The 19477-nt window shown below is 64.4% G+C and carries 20 protein-coding genes and 4 tRNA genes; all 24 read right to left on the reverse strand.

The genetic code is table 11. The features are described 5' to 3' along the window. Position 1: 1 nt before the first annotated feature. Positions 2 to 331 (reverse strand): hypothetical protein, encoded by a 330-nt coding sequence (locus OG474_RS30030; protein WP_405056958.1) that lies wholly within the window; start codon positions 329 to 331, stop codon positions 2 to 4. Then, a complete protein-coding gene (locus tag OG474_RS30035; RefSeq protein ID WP_405056959.1) occupies positions 328 to 1368 on the reverse strand; it encodes a hypothetical protein in 1041 nt (346 codons plus the stop codon). Before OG474_RS30035 ends, OG474_RS30030 begins: the two co-directional genes overlap by 4 nt. 33 nt (positions 1369 to 1401) lie before the next feature. Beyond that, positions 1402 to 3048: a siphovirus ReqiPepy6 Gp37-like family protein gene (locus OG474_RS30040; protein ID WP_405056960.1), complete on the reverse strand. Its 1647-nt coding sequence runs from the start codon at positions 3046 to 3048 to the stop codon at positions 1402 to 1404. Further along, entirely contained in the window at positions 3049 to 3957 is a 909-nt protein-coding gene (locus OG474_RS30045) for a hypothetical protein (protein ID WP_405056961.1), read from the reverse strand. Between the two features lies 1 nt (position 3958). After that, complete coding sequence (locus tag OG474_RS30050) at positions 3959 to 7225, reverse strand: hypothetical protein (RefSeq protein ID WP_405056962.1); 3267 nt, start codon at positions 7223 to 7225, stop codon at positions 3959 to 3961. 3 nt (positions 7226 to 7228) lie between these two features. Next, positions 7229 to 7549 (reverse strand): hypothetical protein, encoded by a 321-nt coding sequence (locus tag OG474_RS30055; protein ID WP_405056963.1) that lies wholly within the window; start codon positions 7547 to 7549, stop codon positions 7229 to 7231. A gap of 50 nt (positions 7550 to 7599) precedes the next feature. Next, complete coding sequence (locus tag OG474_RS30060; protein ID WP_405056964.1) at positions 7600 to 7947, reverse strand: phage tail assembly protein; 348 nt, start codon at positions 7945 to 7947, stop codon at positions 7600 to 7602. Positions 7948 to 8056: 109 nt separating this feature from the next. After that, positions 8057 to 8608: a hypothetical protein gene (locus tag OG474_RS30065; RefSeq protein ID WP_405056965.1), complete on the reverse strand. Its 552-nt coding sequence runs from the start codon at positions 8606 to 8608 to the stop codon at positions 8057 to 8059. A 74-nt stretch (positions 8609 to 8682) separates the two neighbouring features. Next, positions 8683 to 9183: a hypothetical protein gene (locus OG474_RS30070; RefSeq protein ID WP_405056966.1), complete on the reverse strand. Its 501-nt coding sequence runs from the start codon at positions 9181 to 9183 to the stop codon at positions 8683 to 8685. After that, a complete protein-coding gene (locus OG474_RS30075; protein ID WP_405056967.1) occupies positions 9167 to 9565 on the reverse strand; it encodes a DUF5403 family protein in 399 nt (132 codons plus the stop codon). Before OG474_RS30075 ends, OG474_RS30070 begins: the two co-directional genes overlap by 17 nt. Then, on the reverse strand, positions 9565 to 9903 hold the full coding sequence (locus OG474_RS30080) for a hypothetical protein (RefSeq protein WP_405056968.1): 339 nt from the start codon (positions 9901 to 9903) through the stop codon (positions 9565 to 9567). Before OG474_RS30080 ends, OG474_RS30075 begins: the two co-directional genes overlap by 1 nt. Beyond that, positions 9900 to 10394, reverse strand: a complete 495-nt coding sequence (locus tag OG474_RS30085) for a hypothetical protein (RefSeq protein WP_405056969.1) — start codon at positions 10392 to 10394, stop codon at positions 9900 to 9902. The genes OG474_RS30080 and OG474_RS30085 overlap by 4 nt, the downstream gene beginning before the upstream one ends. A 61-nt stretch (positions 10395 to 10455) precedes the next feature. Beyond that, positions 10456 to 11616, reverse strand: a complete 1161-nt coding sequence (locus tag OG474_RS30090) for a hypothetical protein (RefSeq protein ID WP_405056970.1) — start codon at positions 11614 to 11616, stop codon at positions 10456 to 10458. Positions 11617 to 11687: 71 nt separating this feature from the next. After that, positions 11688 to 12233: a hypothetical protein gene (locus OG474_RS30095; protein WP_405056971.1), complete on the reverse strand. Its 546-nt coding sequence runs from the start codon at positions 12231 to 12233 to the stop codon at positions 11688 to 11690. A 2-nt stretch (positions 12234 to 12235) separates the two neighbouring features. Beyond that, the gene (locus OG474_RS30100; protein WP_405056972.1) at positions 12236 to 13330 is read right to left on the reverse strand and encodes a hypothetical protein; all 1095 of its coding nucleotides are present in this window, start codon (positions 13328 to 13330) and stop codon (positions 12236 to 12238) included. Next, on the reverse strand, positions 13327 to 14838 hold the full coding sequence (locus OG474_RS30105; protein WP_405056973.1) for a phage portal protein: 1512 nt from the start codon (positions 14836 to 14838) through the stop codon (positions 13327 to 13329). The genes OG474_RS30100 and OG474_RS30105 overlap by 4 nt, the downstream gene beginning before the upstream one ends. 12 nt (positions 14839 to 14850) lie before the next feature. Beyond that, a complete protein-coding gene (locus OG474_RS30110) occupies positions 14851 to 16512 on the reverse strand; it encodes a hypothetical protein (RefSeq protein ID WP_405056974.1) in 1662 nt (553 codons plus the stop codon). A gap of 24 nt (positions 16513 to 16536) precedes the next feature. Continuing rightward, a complete protein-coding gene (locus OG474_RS30115; protein WP_405056975.1) occupies positions 16537 to 17832 on the reverse strand; it encodes a polysaccharide deacetylase family protein in 1296 nt (431 codons plus the stop codon). A gap of 9 nt (positions 17833 to 17841) precedes the next feature. Next, positions 17842 to 18273: a hypothetical protein gene (locus tag OG474_RS30120; protein ID WP_405056976.1), complete on the reverse strand. Its 432-nt coding sequence runs from the start codon at positions 18271 to 18273 to the stop codon at positions 17842 to 17844. A 35-nt stretch (positions 18274 to 18308) separates the two neighbouring features. After that, positions 18309 to 18383 (reverse strand) — tRNA-Lys (locus tag OG474_RS30125). A gap of 93 nt (positions 18384 to 18476) precedes the next feature. Further along, positions 18477 to 18549, reverse strand: a tRNA-Asn gene (locus OG474_RS30130). After that, positions 18550 to 18626 (reverse strand) — tRNA-His (locus OG474_RS30135). A 2-nt stretch (positions 18627 to 18628) separates the two neighbouring features. Next, positions 18629 to 18702: transfer RNA gene (locus tag OG474_RS30140), tRNA-Asp, on the reverse strand. 102 nt (positions 18703 to 18804) lie between these two features. Continuing rightward, on the reverse strand, positions 18805 to 19128 hold the full coding sequence (locus OG474_RS30145) for a hypothetical protein (RefSeq protein ID WP_405056977.1): 324 nt from the start codon (positions 19126 to 19128) through the stop codon (positions 18805 to 18807). Positions 19129 to 19477 lie beyond the last annotated feature (349 nt).

Genomic DNA, 19477 nt, shown 5'->3' on the forward strand with positions numbered 1-19477 from the left:
ATTAGCTGGTGGGGTTACGTTCCTGGCGCCATGCATGGAGCTCGCCGCGGGCCTCGTCGAGCATCGTCTGCATCGCGTCGAGGCGAACCTCCATCTTGGCTTCGCGCTCCAGGGCGCGATCTCGCTCGGCCTCTGCGCGGTCGGCTCGTGCGCTCTCGGCTTCGAGCACTGCCTTCAGTGCGACGACCGCGGTTTCGGCGCCGTTGACGATGATCGAGTCGATCTCGGCCGGCGCCTTCTTACGCTGAACGACATAGGTGGCAATGCCGGTGACCAGTGAGCCGCCCAGGGCAGGGGCGATGAGCTGCATAGCGGTGTGGATCTGACTCACGGGCCAACCCTCCGCAGCGAAAACTTCTGATAGGCCGGTCCGGAGATCATGCCGACGACGCCACCGGCATAGATGTAGACCTGCGTGAAGAGGTACTGACCGGCGGCCAGGGGGACCTCGCCGTTAGCGCGCAGCGTGGTGTAGTTGCCCACTGTCGCCGGACGAACGTCGCTGTCGACCAGAGCTGAGTTGCGGATCAGATTCAGCATCCGCCGGCCGACGCTGTTGTCGTCGCCGTTGAACGTGATCTGGATGTCGTAGCGATACGTCCCGGGCACGCTTGGCGTGAACCGGCCGGTTGCCGGGTCATACGTGATGCCAGCGCCCCCATCACTGAGCGTCCAGTCCAGGGTGACGCTCGTCTGATTCGGGATCGCGTACGTGCCGTTGTCGTTGTTCTTTGCATTGGTACGCCGAATGGACGGCGGGGACTCTACGGCGGCCAGGCGTGCGTAGGTGTCGGCGGTGACCAGCACGACCCAGGCCGACCCGCTCCAGTACTCCCACTGTGAGGTGTCGGTGTTGTAGCCGAGGCGTGAGATCCGCGGGACGGCTGGTCTGTTCGCTGTCGACCAGGAGCTCGGTGCGCTGCCCAGGAAGTACCGGAGGCTCTTGACCTTGACTGGGTCGATGTTGACCGTGCCTGGAGGCACCTCGACGCTGGCGAGCGGGAGCTCAAAGATCCCGGTGTCGGTCTGGGTGGGTAGCGGCACGGTGCCGCCTGGCGCTCCGGCCACGAACTGGATAGTGATGGAGTTGGCTGTGGGATCGAGCCGCAGCACGATGAGGTAGTTGACGGTGCTGCTGGTTGCTGCGGGCAACGTCAGCGACTCGGTTGCGGTCGAGTAGAAGCCGTGGCCGCGGACGACGGCAAAGCCGGACAGGATCGAGACCGTCATGCCGCCGCTGGCGTCGACGCGGAGGCCGGTGCCTCCGCTGCTGTCGGCGACGCCGCTGTCTTGGAGTTCCCGGAACAGCCGGGTGTACTGGTCCTCGGTCGAGTCCTGGTTGTCGAAGGGGTATGAGCTGGTAGCCACTGATGGGCCTCCAATCAGTTCATAGGTGGCGGATCAGGCGGGACCGAGGTAGTCGATCGAGATGGACCCGTTGAGTGCCTGGGTGGTTCCTGCTGGCCCGAGGGCTGCGCCAGAGGTCTGCAGGAGGTCGACCCAGATGGATTCGCCGGGCTCGGAGACGAGCGATCCGGTGACATGCAGCGCTGAGTGGCTTGAGCCGGGGTTCACGGAGTCGAAGAGAAGCTCGCCTTTGATGCTCGACGAGACGCGCATCCATCGCTTGCCAGTGGTGTTGCCCAGGTTGAAGGGGAAGCTGACAGCTACCTGGTAGCGTCCTGGCCGGTTCAGGTAGAACCTGCCGTCGCCGACACCTGACGTGTGCGGGATGAGCGTTTGTCCGCTGGCATCGGTCGAGTGGCCGCGGTCGGTGGTGAACCGGACGGGTTGCCAGGAGTTCGCTGTCGGAATCAGGTTTGTATTCGATGCCGCGAGCTGCACGCCGGATCGGTAGGTGTAGGGCGCCTTTTGCGGCTTCTCCATGTTTCGCTCGATGCTGGAGATCCGGTTCTCGGTGTTGCCCACTCGTGCGTTGAGCGCTGCGGCGGTTGAGAAGCCCTGAGGGTCGCCGATGACGACGCCGACCTTGAAGCCTTCCTTGTTGGCCTTGAGCACGAAGCCGGTCACGTCGGCGACGAGCTCCTGGTTCTCGACAACGACGCTGATCTTGTCGCCGAGGTACCAATCAGCGCCAAAGGTCATGAAGCTGTCTTCGGCGGGTACTGCCTGCACGGCCAACGATGTGAAGCCCTCGTCATCGAGGGGCTCGTTGCCGGCCTGGTCGAGCTCGGTCCAGTCATCGGTGTTGCGCTGGTCGATGAACCGCTCGATCCGCCGGCCCCACTCGGCCTCGGCAGCAGTCGCTGTGGCGTTGGTGTATTCCCTGAGCTGGCGCTTCACGCCCTCGCCCTGACCGGCGACGATGGCCGCAGTAAGACCCGGAGGCGAGATGGCGACGCGCTGCCCTGACAAGGTCCGGTTACGCGCATCGAGCCGGATCAGCTTCGTCTTGTCGGTGACCTGATAGGTCTCGAACCGGATGCCGGCGCCACGTTGGACGACCTTGAAGCCGAGTCGCTGGCCTGGTTCGATGGCGAGCTCGGCCAGCAGTTCGCCCAGGCCCTGGAAGCGCGGTCCCTTGGTCACCGTCGCGCCGCGTGCCAGGTTCGGACCCATCGTGAGTCCCGCCTTCCGGCGACTGACGATTGCGGCCGGGCCAATGTTGGCATTGACGTAGGCGTGCATGAGCGTCTCTCGCTTGCCGGTGCGGTAGTCGTTGGCGAAGGCCTGACCGGCGTTGACGCTGTGGGCGGGGTCGGGGAACGCGAGCGCGTCCGCCAGGACGACCTCGTCAGTGACGCCCTCGATCGTGATCGTGCCGCCTGGATCTTCGGGCGTGATGGCCAGTTCGGGCTTCACGGTGGGACCGGAGAAGATGACATCGCTCGGGCCTTGCACCACGAGGCCGGCGCCCGGCGTCCGGAGCAGGGTTGCCATCGGGTGGTCGGCCGCAAGCCAGACCTTCCAGGAGCCGACGTTGTTGTGGGCAACGTTCGCCTCGATGTCGAGATCCGGCGAAGCGATCATTCCCTGGATGACGTAGTTCTTGTCCCGCACGAGGACGGTGATGTCGTCGAGTAGCACTCAGATCACCATCCACTTGCGGTCCTGCCAGGTGATCCTGACCATCGACTGGCCCTCGATGGCGGATGCGCCTTGCAATGTGACTTGCGCATTGGAGATGCCCGGGGGAACCATCCACATCCGAGGGGCAGGAGCCAGCTCGGCGAACCGGTTGGCCCCAGTTGCGTCATAGACACGCGAGGTCTTCGAGTCGATGTAGAGCTTCTCGGTGCTGGAAAGCGTGCCGTTCCACTGCAAGATCTCGCCGGACGGCGACACCGACTTGAAGCTGTTGCCAGGACCGGTGATCTCCCAGAGCGGATAGGCCGGCGCATCACCGTTGTTCGTGAGAAGAACGCTTCCGAACGCCTGTGAGGACTTGACCTTCAATGCAGTCAGACTGCCGTTGAGCAGTCCTCGCCCTGCACCGGACGCCTTGATCACTGGCGAGCTCATACGATTCGAGATCCAGAACGGATCGCCAGCTCGCAACGTGATGACGGTCAGGAGATCTCGTTCACCGATCGTGTCTGCTCCGTAGACGAAGCTGCCACCGCCTACGCGATGCACAGTCACATACCAGTAGGTGTCATCGTCCTCGACAATGCGAAGTTCGCATTGCCCTGCAAGGATTGTTGCGAGCCGCGACATCAGCGCCTTCAGGCCGTCGCGGTCCTTGCCGTCGAAATAGAGCGGCAAGTCGATATCCCTGGGGAGCACGCGCCGTCCGCGGAACCGTGCACCATCACCTGCGCCCTCCAGCCATTGCGTAGCGAGGCTGGGCAGGCCCAAACCGGTCACACCAGCCAGGGCCTGCACGCCGTGCATCTCCATGGGGAGGTTCTGATACAGAGGGTCGTCTTCCCTCAGCAGGGAATCCAAGTCAAGGATTCCCTCGCTGACGTTGGACTTCAGAACCAGCTTGGGCACGTCAGAACACCATCCTTGAGCGGTCGGCAGCCGCGAACAGGTCCTCCTCCGAAGAGATGGAGCTGCCCGGGGCGGCGTTGTAGATGAGGGTTTTGCCGCTGCCCCCACCCGCGAGGGCGCCGTCGATGGCGCCGGACAGGGAGCCGACGTTGCTGCGGAATCCGGGCGGGTCGAACGCCGTGCCGGCGATGTCGCTCGTCAAGCCCGCGAGGGACTTTCGGACGGCGTCGTACTTGGACTCCAGGCCCTTGATGAAGCCGTCGATGACCGCCTCACCAGCGGGAGTCAGGAGCACCTTGTCGTACGAGTACGGCCCCTTCCAGTCCTTCAACTTGGAGGTCAAGCCTCCGAGAGTCGACTGGACGTCACCGAACTTCTTCTTGATGCCGTTGATGAATCCCTGGATGAGGGCAGTACCGGCCGCGATGAGCGCGGTGCCGATGTTGCTCAGGGCATCCTTCGCCTTGCCAGGAAGATCCCGGACAAATCCGATCGCCTTCTCGACGCCGGACTTGAACGCCCCGGTGATGCCTTCCCAGGCTCGCTTCGCCAGGCCGATCAGATCGCCCAGCGCACCGAACGCCGACCTAACAGCGTTGATCCCCGTGGAGACCGAACTCTTCACGACGTTGATGGCGGCGTTGAAGATCGCCTTCACGAGGTTCCACTGGCCCTCGGCGTACGACTTCAGGAAGTCGAGGCCGCCCTTCCACAGGGACTTCAGGAAGTTGAGCGCCCCCGCGAAGAGGCCCTTAACCCCTCCGAAGAAGCCGTCGACGCCGCCCTTGATCGCTGCCCAGATCGCAGCCGCAGCGGCCTTGAGACCTGCGCCGGCCAGATCCCAGAGCGCCTTGATGGCAGCCCATCCCTTGCGCAGGGCACCGATCACGCCGATGTTCCAGGCAACCTGGATGATGCCGGTGATCGCGTCCCATACGCCGGAGAAGACCTGCTTGACGCCGTTCCAGACCTTGGCCCAGTCGCCGGTGAAGATCCCGGAGATGATGGCCCAGAGACCTTGCAGGATCTGGACGAAGCCCATGATTGCCTTGGCTGCGCCCTGCACCGCGCCGACGATCGACTCCAGCAGGATCTTCGCGAGGAAGGTCAGGATGGGGACGAGGATCGGAACGAGGAATCCGACCAGTTGGCCGAGGAGGGTGAGGACCGGCGAAATCGCCTGAACGATCTTGCCGAATGCCTCGGCGACCAGCGGGAGCACGTTGGCAACGAGCTGCCCGATGCCCTCGACCAGTGGTCCGAGTACCGCCGCGACGAGCGGCAGGAGCTTGCCGACCGCGCCACCGATCGAGCTCAAGGCGGGCACGAGGGCCGCGATGATGCCCGACAGAGCGCCCATGACCGGGCCACCGACGAGTCCCGAGAAGGCCGCAACGACCTGCTGGATCAGGGGAGAGATCGCAGTCAGGGCCGCAGCGAGTCCGGAGCCCAGAAGCTGGATGACCGGCAGCAGAACCGGCGTCAGCGTGGCACCGGCCTGAGCCAGTCCAGCGAACGCGGCACCGAGAACCGGGCCGATCACGGACGCGAGCGACCCGACGACCTGCATCAGCGAGCCGAGGGCGATGGCGACCGGACCGAGCGCCGGAATCAGGCCTGCCACACCGGCCGTGAGCCCGGCGAACATCGACTCCAGGCCCGCGGATACCTCCGGCTGTGCGAGCGCTCCGAAGATTCCGTCGAGCAGACTGCCGATCGCGATGCCTGCCTCGGGCAGGACGGAGCTCAGCGTGCCGGCGAGCTTGAGCATGAACTGCTCGAACGCGGGACCGGCCTGGGTGGTGATCTCGTCCATCGCAAGGTGCGCGGACGTGAACACTCCGACCAGTGCCTGCTGAAACGTCGGACCGTTCACCACGTCAGCAGCGCGCTGAAGCGTGTCGGCCAAACCAGTAAGGCTGGAGCCGCCAGCCTGCTGCGCCGCCTCGGCCAGTCCGCCCAGGGTCGCGCCAATGCCAGCGGCGACGCGGCCGAGCTCGTTGAGTGCGAAGATCCCGCCGTCGATCCACTGCACGAGGCGCCCGTCTGCGGCAGCCGCAGTGAGCCAGCCGTTGAACTTGGCGGCGATGTCGACGAACCAGGCCGCGAGTTTGGGCAGGTACCCCGCACCGACTGATCCGAGTGTTGCGATGGATTGAGCCAGGGAGTCGGTCAGCCCGGCTGCGATGCCGATCGAGGCGTTGAGATCGGCGAACATGTTTCCGAGCAGCCCGTCGAAGGACGAGGTCAGCTCGGTCGCGAGAGCGCCGAAGAACCCGCCGAGGTTGCTGGCCGTGGTCTGGAGACCAGACGACAGTTCGGGGAAGAGGTGGTCGACGAGGTTCCGGATTGGCTGCTCGGCAACCTTCCAGAAGTTCGCGGACATCTGGTCCTGGAGCGCAGCGAACTGGCCCTTGACCTGTGGCAGAACCTTGTTGAAGTCCTTGAAGACCGCGATGGTCGAGCCGATACCGATGGCCAGACCGCCGAAGATCCCCGGCAGGACGAAGGATGCCCCGGCGATCTGAGCCAGGGAGGCAGACAGGGCGAAGAGGTTGCTTGCGCTGGCCAGGGCGAAGGCCCCGAGGCCGGCGATCGCTTCGGCAAGAGTGCCGATGATCGGCACGCTCTTGTCCAGCCGACTCAGGCTCTTGGCGATGTCATCGAGGTACGACGACAGCACCCGGGCGCCTGATAGCGCGGCCAGAGCGGTCAGGGCTTTGGCGGCGGCCGAGCTTTCGACGTACGGGAGTAGCGGCACGCGCCGCGGGCGCGAGATGAACTCCAGCCGCTTGTTGATCACGGTCGTTGCCCCGAGCACCATCTCGGGCTTGACCTGAATCTTCAGGGGGTCGTTCTGATTGCGGAAGTCGTCGAGCTCGCGTTGCACATGTTCGAGGGAGGCTTGGTCCAGCTCCAGCACAGCGGTGGCGGCAACGAGCTCGGTCTTGATTTTGAGGGATCGGTTGTTGGCGCGAGCGCTGAGTGCTCGAAGGGCCTTGGTGATCTCCTCGTTCATGCCGTCCGTGGAGATCGTGGTCGCGAAGCGGATCTTCCGTGAGTCCTGCATCCGGTTGCGCTGGTTGATCTTGCGGACCTCGGCGATCATTTCGCGCGAGGCTCCGGACATGTCGATCCTGGTGTGGATCGCCAGCTCGGGCAGCGTCTTCTCGACCCTGTCGAGATCGACCTTCGCCTTGCGCCGGAAGTCGGACGTGTCGGGCAGCACCTTGACGGCGACGCGGCCGATCACCTGGGTCTGAGCCATTCGCTACCCCTTCGCCTGGAAGCCTGCGTAGAGCTCCGCAACCGACTTCGGCTTCGGGCGGTTCTCGGGCTTCGTCTTTCGGGTGGGCCGCGGGTAGGCCGGGATCTTCGGAGGCTTCTTGCCCCAGTTGCCGGTGGCCCGCGTGTTCTGGTTGAGCGCGTCGAAGATGTCGGCGGCCAGGTGGCGGTCGCCGCCCCAGCCGTAGTGCTCTCGCCCACCAGACGCGAGTGCCACGGTCAGTGATGTGTCTGGCAGTCCCCTCGCCAAGACGTTGACCTGTGCCGGCGACGGGCCTCGACCCTCGATCACGTCGACGAGATTCACGCCGTAGTGATCGAGCAGATCGGGATACAGGCCCGCGCCGTAGTCGTCAATCAGTCTTGCGAGGAGGAGGCTTCCCCCAGTTGGGTGCTCTCGTTGTACTTCTCGAAGACGATGGCGAGCATTGCGAGGTCACCGCCGAGCTCCTTCAGGAGCGCCTTTGCGTCGTTCGCGTTCTCGGCGACGAGCTTCAGGGAATCCGACAGGATGGCTTCCTGGTCGGCGTCCTCACTCTCCAGCTCGTCCTGCTTGGCCATCAGCGCGGCACGGTTCTCTTTCGACAGGCGCAGCGGGTTCAGTAGCTTGCAGACGCGACCGTTGCCCAGGGGGATGTTCGTTGCGCCGTACTTCTTCTCCGCAGCGGCTCGGATGTCGTCGAGGGTGAAGGTGTTCTCGGCCATTGGTTTGCGGACCTCCGTGGTGGTGGGATGAGTGATCGGACCGAGGTAGAGCCCCTCTCCGCGCCGGGTCCGCAGTGGCGGCGCGGGGAGGGTGGTTCAGGGACCGGGATCAGGGCGTGACGACGCCGAGCGGCGTGACTGCGTAGGTCCAGGTGTTGGTGTTGTGCTGGAGCGGCTTGACGCCCAGTGGCAGGCCGGCGAGCGATTCGGTGTCGGAGATCGACAGGTCGTCGGCGCGGTAGATCTCGGCCTTCGGTGCGTAGAACGCGAAGACGTTGGTTCCGTCGATGAAGATTGCGAGGAAGGCAGCGACGGTCGGCGTTGGGTCGGTCGGGATACCCAGCGTGCCGTTCGGGTTCTGGACCATGTTCGAGCCGTAGAACAGCTTCAGCGAGGCGGAGTCGAACTGCTGGATGGTGAAAGCCAGCGTCTCGGAACGCGCCGAGTACTTTGTCCGCAGCGTCTTGTTCTGCAGGGTCGCCAGGACCGTTGCCTCACCGCCCTCGGAGGCGATAGCGAGGATGTCTTCGATCGAGGTGTGGCCGACGTTCTCCCACGCCGCTGCGGGCGCGCGGAGGTCGGTTGGAAGCGCGGTGCCGGTCGGCGCCGTGAAGTAGTTGCCGGCCCCGATTACCAGGGTGGCGTTGTCGTTCAGAGCCACGTGGGCATCTCCATTTGCTAGGCAAAGCGAAAGGCCCCCAGCGGGTTCGCTGAGGGCCTTGCTTTGGGGTGGAATCAGGGGGTCTGGAAGGGCTTGCTTCGTGGCTTCCGGATGACGATGTCGAAGATCGCCTCGTACCGCCAGACGCCCGTTGGGAGGTCGGCGTACTGCACGGGGCCGGTGGCAGTTGCCCAGTCGGTGACTCGCCGTGGCGCGGAGGTCATGGTCACGTTGACCAGGTGTCCGCGATTGGGGACGACGACGTTCACGGAGTCGCGGAGGACGACGCGAACGGCCTCTGCCAGCAGGGCTGCGTCTTCGTCGCCGTTGATGCCTTCGCAGAAGGTATGAACGAGGATTCGGGCTGCGTCGAGGAAGCGAGGATCGCCTGCCCAGTCACCGAAGTCGGGCGAGCGGCGCGCCATGACGAGCGGCCAAGTCTGATCGTCGGCGATCTTCGACTTCACCTGGATTCCAGGGAGCTTGGCTGGCAGAAGGTCGAGCAGCAGGTCTTCAACCGGGCTGAGCTCTACGAGCGCCAGAACCTCGGCTGGCAGGCTACTTGAGCTTGACATCGGGAAGCTTCACCTTGCCTTTTCGACCGCCGCGAAGGTGTGCCGCTTGGTGCAGGATGTAGAGACCGGCCATGGCACCCACGGTGTAGGTGTGCTCCTCGCCGTCCTTGTCCTCCCAGGTCACGTCGTACGCGTCGCGGCCATACTCGATCGACAAGGCAGCCTTCTGGCCGCGCTCGTCGGACAGGATCACGTAGTGGTCAACTCGGCCGTTCTCGATCTCGATCGACGCGTGTCCTTCTTGGCGGTGCTCCAGCAGGAGATCCTCGGCACGTACGCCGATCTCGAAGGTTGCCTCGACCATGTAGTCCTGAACGCCGGGATGCCGCGCCAGGCCCTTCTCCATCGAGCGTCCGCCGTAGTTGCGGTAGACCTCAGCCATCAGGGTCGCTCCCGGATATCGATGGACCAGTGCCTCACATGACGGCTTGATCCGTGGTGGTAGGCCGGTGGCGTGACGCAGTCCCATTCCTTGCCGTCGTAGATCACCTTGGAATAGATCTCGACGCCGGCCAGGTCGGCATCGACGCCGATTCGGACGACGTTGATCTTCTGCTGGCCGGGTACTTCCGCCTTGGCGCTGCGCTGGGGAGTAGCCCAGGCCTTCACGATCCACGGGTTCGCGGTGTCGGCGACTTTGACTTCGTTGCCCCGATTGTCGGTCTGCTTGACGATGCGCCAGATCGTTGCCGTCTGGCCACGCCGACGCTGATAGCTCAAGTGCAACCACCGCACTCACACCATGGGCCGTCGCCGCAGAACATCGGGAACGGGCTGCCGTGCTCCGCGGGGACGAAGCCAGCAGGCAGACAGTCTGGGCGGTCATGGCGGCGAATCGTGCCCCAGGCCGAGACCGGCGTCGAGTAGATTTTCGCGCGGTTGCCGAGTTGCTGAAGCTGCTTCTTCTCAGCTGCACTGAACCGGGCCGAGCCGGCGTCTTCGCCTTGCCCGTCCCAGGCAACTGTCTCGTCACCGGCGCGGGATTGGGTGAAGCCTTCATAGTTCTTCATGTGGCGGTTCGCGGCCTTCAGGACCAGCCGAACCACGGAGGGCGGGGTGACGAAGGGGTTGGTCCACCTGGGCTTGCCGTAGAACCGGGCGTCGTCGCTAAGTGTCTCCAGCGCTAGCTTGGCTTCGCGCTTCTCGTCCTCGCCCATCGTGAACGGCAGCTTGTCGGCCAGCTCGACGACGGTTGCCAGAGGTGTGTCCATGTTCAGCTCCAATCAGGAGAGCGGAAGAGGGACGGAACCTGGAAGCTCCGCCCCTCGTGGATCACGCCTCGTTCTTGGCCTTGCCGCGCCGGTTGGTCGGAGTGTTGTCGGAGACCGGGTTGATCGCGGCCCCGTCAGCGTCCTTGACCGTGGTGGCCGGCACGCTTGCGGCGTCGGTCGACGGAGTGCCGTTGCTCGGGCCCCAGATGCCGGTGATGTTGCCAAGCTCGGTCATCTTCTCGTCGTCGCCATCCGGGTCCGGCAGCACGTCGTTACCGTCCAGGTTGAGCTTGACCGCGCGCACGAAGTGCTCGTAGTCGGAGATGTAGGACTGCTTCTCGGCGTCGACCCCGACCAGGGTGTCCAGGACCACGCGGTAGGAGTCGTAGGTGTCGACCAGAGACCGGTCGACCTTGTAGTCCATGTCGTAGTCGACCATCCAACGCAGCGATACGCCCTTGTGGCTGGCGTTCGCGCCGAACGGGATCGAGTTCGGGACCGAGGCGGCGCCGGTGACGAACACGAACGCGGAATCGACCATCGCGATCGCCATCCCCGGCGGCAGTTCCTGAGCAACGACGAAGTTGAACCCGTACCGGCGCCCAATCGTCGCCTCGCGCAGCGAGCTGACGGCCTCGGCCTCACCGACGTTGGACGCGAGGTTGAGCTTTTCGTCTTCGAGCATTGCGGCTTCGAAATCGGTGCCGAGCAGGATCGTGCGGGCTCCGGCCGGGACACGCAGCCTGTTCATGACCGCGCGGACCCGGATCAGCGACTTGCGCAGGTTGGTCGAATCGACCTTCAGCTCGATCTCGTACGGCGCCTTGTTCACGGCGTAGTCAGTCGACTTGGACTCCAGGCCACGCCCGACCGCTTCGGTCTGCTTGGTGACCAGCTTGTTCCAGCCGGGAAGGTCGAAGTCCTTCTGCTCGTCGGTCAGCCGGACACCGGAGTAGGTGTCGCCGCCGAACTTCACGGCGACCTTGCGCTCCTTGTAGTCGTCCCACACAACCGGCTGCGACCGGTCGGCGCGCCAGCCGTAGGAGCGGAACGGCAGAACGCCTTCGACCGTCACCGTGACGGTGTCGTCCTTGGCGCCCTTGAAGTTCGCCACATCTTCGCGGTAGAAGACGTTCGGGACGACGAGTGACTCTTCGAGAGACACGGCTGCGGTGGCGGCGATCTTCTCTGCCTTGACTACATCGTGCTCGGTATATGCCATGTGTTGGTGGCCCTCCTAGGGCATGACAAAGCCCCCGAAGGCGGGCCTCGGGGGCTTTGGAAGATGAATGGTTAGCGGCGGCGCTTCCGTGCCGCGCGTGAGGCTGCGACTGGATCGAAGGCCGCATCCTGGTCGGTCGGGTTCAGACCGCCACTGAGCTTTTCGGGCTCGCTCTGTTCTGCGGGAGCGAACTTCGCGAGGGTCTTCGCGTGTGCTTCCAGTTCCTCGACTGTGCTGCCCTTGAGGACCTCGGCGAGTTCGTCGGGAAGCTTGTGCTTGCGAGCGGCCTCGCTCACTAGAACCCTGCGCTCCAGCTCGGCGTTGGTGGCCTTGACTTCCGCTACTGCTGCCTCGAACTCCTCGGGAGTCTTGGCTGCGCTGAGCTTGGTCTCGGCCTCGCGCGCCTTCACTCGGGAGTTCGCGTTCTCAGACCGAAGCTTGGCGATTTCCTTCTTCGCCCACTCAGGCAGTTCGGCCATCGGGTCCGGCTGAGCGCCGGTACTCGTGGAACCGTTGCCCTGGGCATCTTCAGCGGGCGGCGGCGTTGTTGGGGTTGGAGCCCCATCTGCGGTGGGCATGTCGGGCGCCGGCTGGGTTTCTACGGTGGTCTCGCTCATGGCTACGCCTCCTGGACGTGTGCGGTGGATGCCTTGGCCGCCTGGGCCTGGGCGCGTTGTTGCAGCCGGATGAATCGCCGCCAAGCGGAGATGGCTGCCTTGCCACTCAGTCCTCGTGTCACGTCGGGCCATTGCCCGGAGTACTCGCGGTTGAGGGCGTACTTCGGGTCGTTCTCGAACTGCTGCTTTGTAAAGACCGGGAGAGCGGAGCAGTGACAGTTGTCGTGGTACTTGTCGCCGTCGTCGTACTCAGCTGATTGGGCGGATTTGTAGACGACTCCGCGGCTGATCAGCATCGCGCACCAACCACAAGGCGTTCCGGTGGTCGAGTAGCGGACGTAGCCGAGAGCGCGCTTGTCGTGCTCTACGTTCGTCCAGATCTCAGCGCGTGCGCCGTTCTGGACAAGGCGTTCGACCGCGGCGGCCTGACGGGCGCCGGCTTGGCGGTATGCCTCGTTCAGGGCAGCCTCGAACTCGTCGTGCGGCGAGCTGCCATCGAGCTGGTCGGCCTTGTTGTTGAAGTTGTTCGGGCCGAGATTGTCGAGGACTTTCTGTGCTTCGCGCTCGGCCTCGCGCTCCTGGCGCTCAGCTTCCGCCTCGATCTCGGCCAGTTCCTCGACCAAGATGCGGTCGGCTTCGTCAAAGTCATTGCCTTCGGCGGCAGGCTCCTCGTCGCCATGTGAGGCATCGGAAGGCTGAGGGGTGACTCTGGTGGGGGTGTTGTCTTCGCGTGGCTCTTGGCCGGGTTCCTGCGCGCCTGGCGTGGGAACTAGGGCCTCGAACTCCTCGCGGAGGATGTCGAGAGTGATGTAGCGCGGCTCGGGTTTGTAGGGGTCAGCGGTCGTGGTGCCGGTGCGCAGTGCTCGCACCAGGCGGTAGTACGCCCGCCCCAGGCTGCGTGCCTCGGATCGGTGTCCCATCAGGATTCGCACGATCCGGGTCAACCAGGTTGTTCGAGCGCGAGCCATGGAGGCCGGCGGGATGCTCTGCCAGAGAGCGAGCGCCTCCTCCAGGCTCGCGACGCCGAGCTGGGTCAGTGCGGCGTGGAAGACCTGGTCGACCCGATTGGCTTCTTCTTGCCAGTCGGCTCGGGTCATGCAGCGGCCTTGGCGGTGGGCGGTGCGCCGAGCACTCGTGCCGGTGTCGAACTGCGGAACGATGTGGTGTCGTTCGTGGTTGCGCGGCTGACGGCCTGGGACATGGCGAGGGCGGCGTCTTCTTCGTCGGCGAGGTCTTCCCATTGGTCGAGCTCGGTCCGGGTGACGTTCGGAACGCGGGGCCACAGTCCGCGCTTGGGGATGCCGAGCTGCTCACGCAGCTTGCCCAGAGCGTCGGCAGCCTGCGCTAGCGAGCGCTGCTCCATGTCGCGCCAGAGGGTCTCGCCCTCGAAGTCATCCGCGGCGTCCGCGTCACCGTCCATCTCGGCAGCCAGCCGAAAGACTCGTTCCCAGGCTTCACCGAAGCCCTTGCGAAACTCCTCAACCATCCGCGAGAAGGCAGTCTCTGCCGCAAGTAGGGCCTCGGCCGAGAGGTTGGCAATCTGGCCCAAGAGATGGTGCGGCGGTGTCTGCGACAAGGCCGCCATGTGGCGGAAGCTCATGTCGATGGAGGCAATGAAGCCGTCAAGCGGCGTCTCGTCGAGCGAACCGAACTTGGTGTCGGTGTCCTCGGCAAACAGGAATCGGCGCGCATTGTGGTTCATCGGCGCCGGCACTTCGTTGCCGTTGGCATCCCGGACCGGGACCCAGTCGACGATGTCGGCCTCGACCCTGGTCGGATTGCCGTTCTCGTCGACGCCCTGCATCAGCATTGGCGGCGCCATGCCGGTCACCCAGCGGACCTTGAAGCTTGCGTAGGTCTGTGCAACCAGGAGATCGAACACCGTTTGGTTGATGCGGTTCTGCACCGCGATCATCGGCTCGACAAGGCCAGTCGTTCGGCCTTCAGTGTCGACGTGGCAAGCGAAACGGGTAACGGGACATTCGGAGGCACCATGCGCAATGCCTGTGCCGACTGTGATTCCGTCCTCGTCGGTCAGCGACTTGAAGGTCACCGGGTACTCGAACTTGCCATCGAACAGCCGTGCCTTACCGGGCACCTGCTCGTCCTTCACCGTCCTCGGTTCGGACGTGATGGTGATGGCATACAACGGGGTCTCGTCGTTGGCCGGGTCCTCGTACAGGGCCGCGGTGCTCAGAGCCGACAGGCTCTTGGTGCGGGCTCGGCGCTTCTTGGTCTTCTCGGTCAGGGTGAAGCTGTGCCCGAACTTGAAGGCCGCCCGGTAGATGGCCGACTGCCGCGCGTCCATGCGGGACCACTGCCAGTGCTTCATCTCGAAGCGCGTCCCTGAGCTGGTCGACGTGAGCGAACGGTTACCGGGCCGGAAATCGTCGACGTACAGCGCCTGTGCAGGCGCTCCGGTCAGTAGGGGCATGACGTTCGTCTTGGCCCGCTCCGCGAGAAGCTTGTACTCGTCGTCGGCGTTGGCCGGCATGTACGGGTCGTCTTGCTTGCCCTCGACGTAGCGGTCATACCGCCTCAGAGCTGGCCTGTCGTTGTGCAGGATGGCGAGCAGCTCAACCGCCCTTGCCTTGACATTGGCCACGGGTCACCGTCCTTACATGAAGTAGCCGCGACCAGACCGCTTCTTCTCCTTCTTCCCACGCGTTCGAAGGTCGTAGAGAGCTTCGTGAGCGAGGAGGAGCGCGGCGTAAAGGTCGACCTTGCGTGGGGACTCGCGGCTCTCTTTGCCGAAGCTGAGTCCGTGGTTGTTGGTCCGCCGGCGGGCGTTGAGCAGGTGTCGCTTCAGAGCGAGATCGCCGTCGTACTGGAGCTTTGCGTCGAAGATCGACCGCATCAGGCGTTCGTGGGCCAGAGTCACGCGCTTCAGCGAGGAACGCATGTCCCAGGCGATGGCGTTGCGACCGTCCGACTTCTGCGCAAGGCCTTCGCTGTAGTCAGCCGCCCAGTCGCCGATGTAGGACTCCCACAGCGCGACATCGGCGTAGAACGCCTGGACGCTGTAGAGCCTGAACATCTCGTGGACCTCGCTGTCGACGAGCTCACGATTGACCTCCCAACGCGGAGCGTCGGGGTCTTCGTTGCTGTTGGCACCATCGGGCTTGAACCAGTGGCCGAGCTTGAAAATCGCGCGGTCCGAGATCCGGATCGCAACCAGGGCGGTGTCATCGTCGGACTTGCCGCCGTCGAAGCCCGCCACGATCTCGTCGCCGGGCAGAAGCTCCAGGTCGGAGTCCTCCATGGCGGCGAGCTGCTCCGGGCCGTAGATCGCGTCTTCCTCGGCGACGATCTGGTTCAGCCACATCCGCCTCGATCGCGAAGCGGACATCGATCCTGTCTGGATCGACTGGATAATCGTTTCGACCCGAAGCCACACGGCGTCGCCGCGGATCTTCGGAATGACGATGTGCAAGGCCTCGACCGTCAGCGGAGTGCGAGGGTGCGCCTCAACGCTGTCGTACATAACGCCGTTGTCGACCATGCGGCCTTCGAGGATCTTCTCGTAGTCCTCACGCATGATCTCTGCGACGCTGTCTTCGCCCGGGAGGTAAGCGTTGGTGATCGCGAGGTAGCGCGAATCCTTCTTGGTCGCGTTGCCGTCGATCGTTTCGTACATCTTGATGCCCTTGTTGGCCGCTACCCAGTGGTGGGTTTCGTTCAGCAAGGTGAAGGTGGTTCGCTTGCCCTCGATCGCGCGGTACGACGACGTGACGGCTTCGAGGCGGCACTTGCCGCCCATCGCGCGGATAAGCTCCGCGCCTTCCTTGATGCGGTACTTGTGCTTGAACCGGTCGGACATCAGACCGGGGAGGAGCTCCATGGTGTTCGTGGTCTGCGACTGGTTAACGGCGGTGATCTGCACCCAGGTCTTGCGCAGGGCCTCGCCGACTGGGTTGCCATCGGCATCCCAGTGGGAGAAGCGGCTTGGGCCGACGAGCTCGACCAGGCACATGACCGCGAGCACGGGGTCCTTGCCCCAGCCCTTCATGCGTTGGAGCACACCGGTGCGGTAGATGAAGCGGCCGGTTTCGTCGACGGCGTACCACCAGAGGATGAACCGGAGCTGCTCGCGGGTGAACTTCCACGGCTTGCCGTCTTCGCCGAGCAGGTATTCCGTGCACCAGCCGGCGATTTGCCACCCGAGGGTCCGCGTCGGCAGATGCCACGATCCGTCGTCGTTCGTCATCCACGTTGGGCCGATGTAGGTCGGCTCCAGTAGGTGGATTTCTTCCGGGGTGAGGGGGTTCATCGCTGCCATCGCGATTCACCCCCTCCAGCCGGGCTAGCCGAGCAATCCGTCCGGGGTCTCGCCCAGGTGCACGTGGTCGGCGTAGAAGACGCCAGTGAGCTCTTGCAGGTAGAGGTCGACCCGCATGAACCGCGTGTCCGGGTGGGTCTTGCCTGAGGCAACAGCCCAAGTGGCATCGGCCGGCGGGGTAATCACGGTCTGTCCCCAGCTCGTCGTCGAGGCGTTGCCGCGAAACGATCGACCGGTGATCGTGTTGCCCTGGCCGTCGTACTCGTTAATCCGGACTGAGAACTTGCCGGTGCCTGTCGGGGTCGCGTCGTGGCGGACCCGGGCTGACAGGGAGTAGCTGGTGAACCCCTTGACCGGGACGACCTGAGCGACCGACACGGAGTCGGCGTTAGTCGTCGTGTTTGGTGAGGTGATCTTGAGCGACATCGTTCCGCTCAGGCCGGCGGATGGCACATCGGTGGCCGACTCGACGATCGTGGCCCCCGTGTTAGCTGCGCCGACCTTGGTGACAGTCCAGCCGTCAAGGCCGTTCTCGAAGCCGCCGTTCACCACCAGTGGGCCGGGAGTGACCTCGCCGATCGTCAGGCAGGGGATGCCGTTGGCCCCGCAGAAGTCGAGCGCTTCCAGTACCTGCGCCTCGGTGGGTGTGTCGGCGTTGCCGATCTGGTGCGCGTAGGCCGTCAGGGTGACCGGCCGGCGCAGGACGTGGTCGCGCAGGAGCGCCATGAACTGGGCGTGTGTCGACTGCGACCAGGGGAACCGTCCGTGCTTGAAGCCAGAGAATCCGTCCTCGATCAGGAACGGCGATCGGCCGTACCCCTGCGACAGGCCGATGTCTGCCACCCGGTCGTACCGCAGATACGCCTCCTGGTTCGTCGTGAGGTCGTTGGCGCCCTGCGGGTAGGCGTACGAGCGGACAGCACCCGGAGCGGTGAGCCCTTCAAGGACCGACTTCGCTGTATCCCACTGAGTCATCCGAGTGGTAGGCGTGAGCGTGGTCATCGAGGTGTGGTCGACGTTGTGAGCGCCGATCTCGTGACCCATCGCATAGATGGCGGTCACGTCGGCGGCGGTCATGTGCAGGTTCGCGCCGAGGAGGCCTGTCGTGACGTAGAACGTGGCTCGCTGGCCGCGGTCGGTGTGCCACTTGGCTACCTGTGGGTGCGAGCTCCAGCCGTCGTCCCAGGTGAAGGCGACCGCGCCCTTCCCATTTCGCGGGATCAGCTCGATCACTTCGTCAATGGCTGTCTGCTCGTCAGTGCGCCAGTCGATGGTGTCGCCCTCGAAGACGGCAAGCGGGTCGTTGGGTGGTGAGGCCAAGCTGAACTCCTACCGCGCGACCCCGAGCTCGCGCTTGTACTCGTCGATGGCGTGAACGCTCGCCGGTTCCGTCTCGGGCTCGGGCTCGGCAAGCTCGATTCGGGCGCGGCGGCGATCGCCCTCGGTGAGGAGGAGTCGCTCCATCGCGGTCATGATGGCCTTGAGCATCTCGGGAGACCGTCGCTCGGCGGACTTGTAGTACGTGAGGTCGTCACACAGCGAGTAGGCGTAGGCCCAATCGGTCTGCTGGTAGTAGTCCTCCTGGCCGGAAACCTTCATGGCTTCCCAGATCCTCTTGGCGATCGGGTGCCAGCCCTTGTCGGCGCGCGGGACCGCGACCTTCCGGCGCTCGCCGGCGGAGATGGGACGCATCGAGTCGCCGCCCTTGCGGGAACGCTCGCGGGCCAGATCGTCACTGTGGTTGGGTGTTGGTCCGGGCATCGTCACCTCCCGCTCAAGATAGTTGGGCATCGAAGTGCGCCCCCAGGGATTCGAACCCTGGACCCTCCGATTAAGAGTCGGATGCTCTAGACCAACTGAGCTAGGGGCGCTGGAGGGAGGAGCTGCCGACAGTTGGGGGAATCGAACCCACCACCCGCACCGGCTGTCGACCGGCTCGCCGCCAGGGTCACAGCTCCTCACCGCTGGCCAGACAGGTCTCGAACCTGTCACCTCCGGATTAACAATCCGATGCTCTACCTGATGAGCTACTGGCCATGGGGTGTCTGGTGGGACTTGAACCCACTTACTCCGGGACCACAACCCGGCGCGTCGTTCACTTCAGCTTCAGACACAGCACCCACGGCGGGACTCGAACCCGCGTTCTTCCGGCTGACAACCGGGCGTCCGTTCCAACCGGACCGCATGGGCAAAACGAAGCCCCCGGAGAGTGTCGACGGGAGAGAAGCGTCGAACTCGATCCGGGGGCATGGAGGGGAGCACGCGGGGACAACGCGCTCGTGACCCTCCGGTTTACAGGGCGCCGGGATGCTGCTCCGTGCGCCGAAACTTCTGGTTGTTCTTGCGCCAGATCGCGGAGCGCACGGCTGAACCTTCCTGGCCTGACTTGATCCCGTGGTGGTATGAGCACAGCGATCGAAGCTTCTCGTGCCGGTGGTCGGTGCGCTCGCCGACGTGGTCGCACTCTTCGGCCGGCCCGAGGCATCGCTCGTCGTACACGTTCGTCCACGTGCATCGGTAGTCATCGGCCTTGAAGCGCCTTTGACGACGTTTCTCCCAGTCCTGGGGGAGATCTTCCCTGCGGTTGGATGAGGTCCATCCCGGCACGGCGATCACCCCCAGGACACGTGGTGGCCCCGCCTACGTTCCGATGATCGGTGAGCCGTAGCTCGTAGACGCGGGGCTAGCTCTTAGGGCGTGAGGCTTAAGACCTGAGATCGAAGGCCTTGTCTCCTCACCTCTCCCTTCCCTCAAACCCTTACATCCTTATAGTCCGGATGACCGAGGGCTTATGGCGAAGTCCTTCAGTGTGACGGCTGCGACATTATCACACACGGGCTCGGGTGCGCCGGCAGTCCGAAGGAAGGAGCTGGGTGTGTCAGGGAGACAGCGCCGATAGGAGCTCGACTGAGCCTGCGACGACGGTCTCAAAACGCCATTAGGTGCCGTTACGACCGCACCGGAC

This window comes from Kribbella sp. NBC_01505 (assembly GCF_045040285.1).
GTDB lineage: Bacteria > Actinomycetota > Actinomycetes > Propionibacteriales > Kribbellaceae > Kribbella.

What these genes read in the sequence shown, in the direction of transcription:
- OG474_RS30050 (WP_405056962.1), bottom strand. Translation starts at nt 7,225, where the DNA reads ATGGCTCAGACCCAGGTGATCGGCCGCGTCGCCGTCAAGGTGCTGCCC.
- OG474_RS30060 (WP_405056964.1), bottom strand. Translation starts at nt 7,947, where the DNA reads ATGGCCGAGAACACCTTCACCCTCGACGACATCCGAGCCGCTGCGGAG.
- OG474_RS30070 (WP_405056966.1), bottom strand. Translation starts at nt 9,183, where the DNA reads ATGTCAAGCTCAAGTAGCCTGCCAGCCGAGGTTCTGGCGCTCGTAGAG.
- OG474_RS30075 (WP_405056967.1), bottom strand. Translation starts at nt 9,565, where the DNA reads ATGGCTGAGGTCTACCGCAACTACGGCGGACGCTCGATGGAGAAGGGC.
- OG474_RS30085 (WP_405056969.1), bottom strand. Translation starts at nt 10,394, where the DNA reads ATGGACACACCTCTGGCAACCGTCGTCGAGCTGGCCGACAAGCTGCCG.
- OG474_RS30090 (WP_405056970.1), bottom strand. Translation starts at nt 11,616, where the DNA reads ATGGCATATACCGAGCACGATGTAGTCAAGGCAGAGAAGATCGCCGCC.
- OG474_RS30095 (WP_405056971.1), bottom strand. Translation starts at nt 12,233, where the DNA reads ATGAGCGAGACCACCGTAGAAACCCAGCCGGCGCCCGACATGCCCACC.
- OG474_RS30100 (WP_405056972.1), bottom strand. Translation starts at nt 13,330, where the DNA reads ATGACCCGAGCCGACTGGCAAGAAGAAGCCAATCGGGTCGACCAGGTC.
- OG474_RS30110 (WP_405056974.1), bottom strand. Translation starts at nt 16,512, where the DNA reads ATGGCAGCGATGAACCCCCTCACCCCGGAAGAAATCCACCTACTGGAG.
- OG474_RS30120 (WP_405056976.1), bottom strand. Translation starts at nt 18,273, where the DNA reads ATGCCCGGACCAACACCCAACCACAGTGACGATCTGGCCCGCGAGCGT.